This is a genomic window from Bradyrhizobium sp. IC3195 (genome assembly GCF_020193585.1).
GTDB lineage: Bacteria > Pseudomonadota > Alphaproteobacteria > Rhizobiales > Xanthobacteraceae > Bradyrhizobium > Bradyrhizobium yuanmingense.
Window position 1 is genome coordinate 110448 of record NZ_JADYVG010000001.1, and the last position, 5194, is coordinate 115641.

Sequence of the window (5194 nt, forward strand, 5' to 3'; positions counted from 1 at the left end):
TGGGTCGTTCTGATGACCAGATCAAGTTGCGCGGCTATCGCATCGAGTTGGGCGAGGTCGCGCGCGTTATCAAGGTGCTGCAGGGGATCGGTGACGCGGTGGTCGTTTCACGCGCCATCGGTGAAAGTGAGCGCCAGGAGCTGATCGCCTATTGCGTGGCTGAGAGCGGCGCCGCTCCACAGGCCGATGCGATCAAGCAACAGCTGGCTGCAATCGTGCCGGACTATATGGTTCCGTCACACATCGTCATGTTGGCGCAATTGCCGCTGACGCCCAATGGAAAGGTCGATCGTCGCGCCTTGCCCGAACCGGCCGAAGAGGGGGCGTCGGCCGGCTATGCCGCGCCTGCGGGGGATATTGAAATTGCCATCGCGGCGGTCTGGTGCGAGGTGCTCGTTCGCGAGCGCGTCGGCCGTAATGACAATTTCTTCGAACTCGGCGGCGATTCGATTCTGAGCCTGCAGATCATCGCCCGCTTGCGCAAGCGCGGCATCCGGCTCACTCCGAAGCAGATCTTCAGCCAGCAGACGATTGCCGGGTTGGCGACGGTCGCCGTGATATCGGCGGGGACGACCAAGAAGGAGAGACCGGCGGCGAAGGCGTCAGTCGGCGACACCGCATCTGGCATGCCCCATCTGATGCCGATTCAGACGCGCTTCTTCGCCGAGGACATTGCCAACCGGGATCACTGGAACCAGGCGGTTCTGCTGCTGCCCCGTATGCAGGTCGATTGGGAGACGCTGCGGCGCGCGCTTGCGGCCATCTCGGACCATCACGATGCGTTACGTTTGCGGTTCAAGCAGGTGGATGGTGCTTGGCGGGGGGAGCAGGGACCGGCGCCGGGTTCAACCGAACTGTTATGGCTTCATGCGGGCGTCGGCGGCGCGATGGAGGTCACGGCGCTCGCCCGCGCTGCGCAGGAAAGCCTCTCACTGTCTTCGGGACCGCTGCTGCGCGCGGTCGGCATGGACCTGGCGGACGGTAGCCAACGCTTGCTGCTTGCGATCCATCATCTCGTCGTCGATGGCGTGTCCTGGCGTATCCTGCTGGAAGACCTGGCGTTGGCCTATGACCAGCTGCAGCGTGGCAGTCCCGTCGCGCTGCCGCCGAAGAGCGACTCCTTTGCCTCGTGGAGCGAGCGGCTGCATGCCTATGCGGGAACGGCGGAGATCGCGGCCGAATTGCCGTATTGGCTGGATCGTGGCGCCGGCGCACGCCTGCCATGCAACGACGACCATGGCGATGTCGATCGCGTCGGTGATGGCGGCGAGGTGTCCTTGGTGTTGGATGCCGATCTGACGTCACAGCTCCTCGAACAGGCGCCGGCTGCCTATCGGACCCAGGCCAACGATCTCCTGCTCGCCGGTCTCGTGCGCGCGGCGTCGCGCTGGAGCCAGCACGACGAGATCACCGTGGAGCTCGAAGGCCACGGCCGCGAGGAGATCTTCCCAGATGCGGATGTGTCCCGCACCGTCGGCTGGTTCACGACGGCCTTCCCGGTCCGGCTGAAAGATGCAGGCGACGAGGCGTCGCTGATCAAGGCGGTCAAGGAGACGCTTCGCGCGATTCCGAATCGCGGGATCGGCTATGGCGTGTTGCGCCATCTCGGCTCCGAGCAGCAGCGCCATGCTCTGGCTCAATTGGCGGAGCCGCAGATCGTCTTCAACTATCTAGGCCGCTTCGACGCCAACATAGGCACCAACCAGCGCTTCGCCTTCGCAGCGGAGAGTGCAGGTCCCTCGCGTAGCGCCACGGCACCCATGCGCGGTTGGCTGAACATCACTGGCCTCGTGCGTGACGGTCGATTGGAACTATCTCTCGGATACGGACGCAAGCGTTACCGGGACGCGACGGTCGAGCGGCTCGCCGCACATTACAAAGACGCACTGCGCGAACTGATCACCCACTGCTGCAATGGAGCGTTCGGCCTCACGCCATCGGATGTCCCGCTGTCTGGGCTCGCTCAAGCCGACCTCGACCGGTTGGCTGCGAACCTGGATCTGCGCGGCATCGAGGAAATCTATCCGCTCTCGCCGATGCAGCAGGGCATGCTGTTTCATGCGCTGCGCGACGGTGCCAACGACGCCTATGTGAATCAGGTCGGGCTCGAACTGTTCGGCGTCGATGCGGGCAAGCTGAAAGCCGCGTGGCAGATAGTCAGCGACCGGCATGCGGCCCTGCGGACCGGGTTTGTCTGGCAGAACCTGTCGGGCGCAGCGCAGCAGATGGTGCATCGTCATGTGACGGTGCCGTTCGTCGAGGAGGACTGGCGCGGCAGCGCGCCTCCGGATCTGCAAGCCGCGCTGGCGGAGATATCCCGGCGTGAGCGCGAGATGGGCTTCGACATTTCGCAGCCGCCGCTTCAGCGTATCCGTCTGATCCGTCTCGACGACGAGAGGCACTGGCTGATCTGGACCCATCATCACATCTTCGTCGATGGTTGGAGCTCGGCCCGGCTAGTGGCCGAGGTATTGCAGCAGGCGAGCGGCCGCCCGCTGCCGGCCGTGCAGGGCGGCTATCGGGACTACATTGCATGGTTGCAGGGCCGCGATCGCGAGAGCGCTGAGAGGTTCTGGCGCGAGGCTCTGGCAGGGCTTGAGGCGCCCACATTGCTCGCGAACACACTGACGCCCCCCAAAACATCCCTCGCCGAAGGCCATGCCAGCGTCGGGGCGGTGGACGCAGCGTTGACCGAGCGATTGAAGTCCTTTGCAAAGCATGAACGGGTAACACTCAACACGCTCATACAAGGAGCATGGGCGCAGCTGCTGCGGCGTCATTCCGGGCAGTCCGCGGTCTCTTTCGGCGTGACCATCTCGGGTCGTCCGGCCGAATTGCCCGGTTCAGAGGAGATGGTGGGCCTCTTCATCAACACGCTTCCCATCGTCGATGCGACCAGCCCGCAAGCTATCGTGGGCGATTGGCTGCGCCAGTTGCAGGAACAGAATTTGGCGCTGCGCGAGCACGGTTGGACGCCGCTCTACGACATTCAGCGCCTCGCCGGCCGTGCCGGGCAGCCGCTGTTCGACAGTATCCTGGTGTTCGAAAACTATCCGATCGACGAGGGGGTGCTGCGAGGCGGGGAAGGTGGTCCGCGGCTGGGACGTGTGGCGCATGTGACGCCGACGAGCTATGCGCTGGCGGTCGCGGTGTTCGCCGCCGGCGATCGGCTGAACATTGAATTCAACTATGACCGGAGCCGGGTCGACGAGGCGGCGATCCCGCGCCTTCGCGACATTCTCCACGCCCTGCTGGAACGGATTGCGGCGAATTCGGAATGTGCGCTCGGTGATCTCTCTGCGGCAGTCGAGCAGGACGCGCGACGAGCTCTCGAATGGAGTGGCGCAGCGCGGCTGACCTCCGCATCATCCTGCGCCGACGTCGTGATGCATATCGAAGCACAGGCCGCGCAGGCGCGGTCTGCCATTGCCATCGTCTGCGGCGACCAGCGCATCTCCTATGGCGAGTTGAACGCGCGTGCGAACGCGCTCGCACGACGCCTTCGCCTCTGGAACGTCGGTCCGGATCGGCTGGTCGGCATTGCCTTGAGCCGAAGCCCGGACATGATCATCGCGCTGCTCGCGGTTCTGAAGGCCGGAGGCGCCTATCTGCCGCTCGATCCGGATTATCCGGCCGAGCGGCTTGCCTACATGCTGCGTGACGGCGGCGCGGCGCTGGTCCTGACGCAAGGCGCGCTGCTCGAGCCGCTTGCACCGGTGCTGCGCGAAGCCGGGGTCGAGGCGCTCTGCATCGACGAGCCATCGCCGCGCGCCGGCGAGGACGGCGGGAACCTCGACATCGAAATCCATCCGGACAGCCTGGCCTATGTCATCTACACGTCCGGGTCGACCGGCGCGCCGAAAGGCGTGGCGGTTGCGCGCGGACCGCTGGCGATGCATTGCGAAGCCATCGGCCGGCTGTACCGCATGACCTCGCGTGACCGCGAGTTCCAGACGGCATCGATCAATTTCGACATCGCCCACGAGCGATGGCTGGTACCGCTGATGACGGGCGGTTCGCTCGTCCTGCCTTCGAAGCCCGGTCTCCTGATTGACGATCTCGTCAGCGAGATGACCCGCAATGCGGTGACCTCGATCTTCCTGCCGCCGGCCTATGCGGATCAATTGAGCGCGGCATTGCGGCAGGGTGGGCGCAGGCTGGCGATCAGGGCCTGTATCGTCGGCGGCGAAGCCTGGTCCGATACCGGGGTCAGGGCATTTCGAGAAGCTTTCATTATCGATCTTCTGGTCAACGCCTACGGCCCGACCGAGACGGTGATCGCGCCGACGGCGTGGATCGTCGACGCCGCCGCGTTGACACCTCACCAGCCCGCACCGATCGGACGGCCCGTTGGTGCGAGGTCGGCGCACATTCTCGATTCCGACCTCAATATCGTTCCCGCCGGCGTCACCGGCGAGCTGTTCATCGGTGGTGTTGGCCAGGCCCGCGGCTATCTGAACCGGGCTGCACTGACCGCGGAGCGGTTCGTCCCCGATCCGTTCAGCGACGATGGCACGCGCCTCTATCGCACCGGCGATCTCGCGCGCTGGCGCAACGACGGCGTGATTGAATATGTCGGCCGCGCCGACCAGCAGGTGAAGATCCGCGGCTTCCGTATCGAGCTCGGAGAGATCGAGGCGCGTCTGCTCGAGCAGCGTGGCGTGCGTGCGGCGGCCGTTGTGGCGGGCGAAGGCCGGACCGGGCGCCAATTGTTCGCCTATGCGAGTGGCGGGCCGTCGCTCGACGGCCGCGCCTTGCGCGATGCACTGTCCGCCGTTCTGCCTGACTACATGGTGCCGTCGTCGGTGACGGTGCTGGAGCAGTTGCCGCTCACCGCTAACGGTAAGATCGATCGGCGTGCACTGCCGGCGCCGGGCGAGGATGCGTTGGCGAGTCGCACCTACGAGGCACCCGAGGACGAGATCGAGCTGGCGCTGGCCGGGATCTGGGCGGAGCTGCTCGACGTCGATCAGGTCGGACGCAACGATCACTTCTTCGAGCTCGGCGGACATTCCTTGCTCGCAGTGCGGGTGCTGAGCCGGGTGTCGCAGGAGATCGGCGTGTCAATCGCGGTCTCGGATCTGTTCGCTCATCCCGATCTTGCCTCATTTGCCCGGGTCGTGTCGATCAGGCTCATCGAGCAAGAATTCGATGCCGAAGAGCTCCAGGAACTGGTGGGAACGGAGCAGTGAGC

The 5194-nt window shown here is 65.1% G+C and carries 1 protein-coding gene; it reads left to right on the forward strand.

Annotation, left to right across the window (positions count from 1 at the left end; translation table 11 throughout):
• The first annotated feature begins 47 nt into the window (after nt 1-47).
• A complete protein-coding gene (locus I6F09_RS00505) occupies nt 48-5192 on the forward strand; it encodes a non-ribosomal peptide synthetase (protein WP_225187251.1) in 5145 nt (1714 codons plus the stop codon).
• Nucleotides 5193-5194 lie beyond the last annotated feature (2 nt).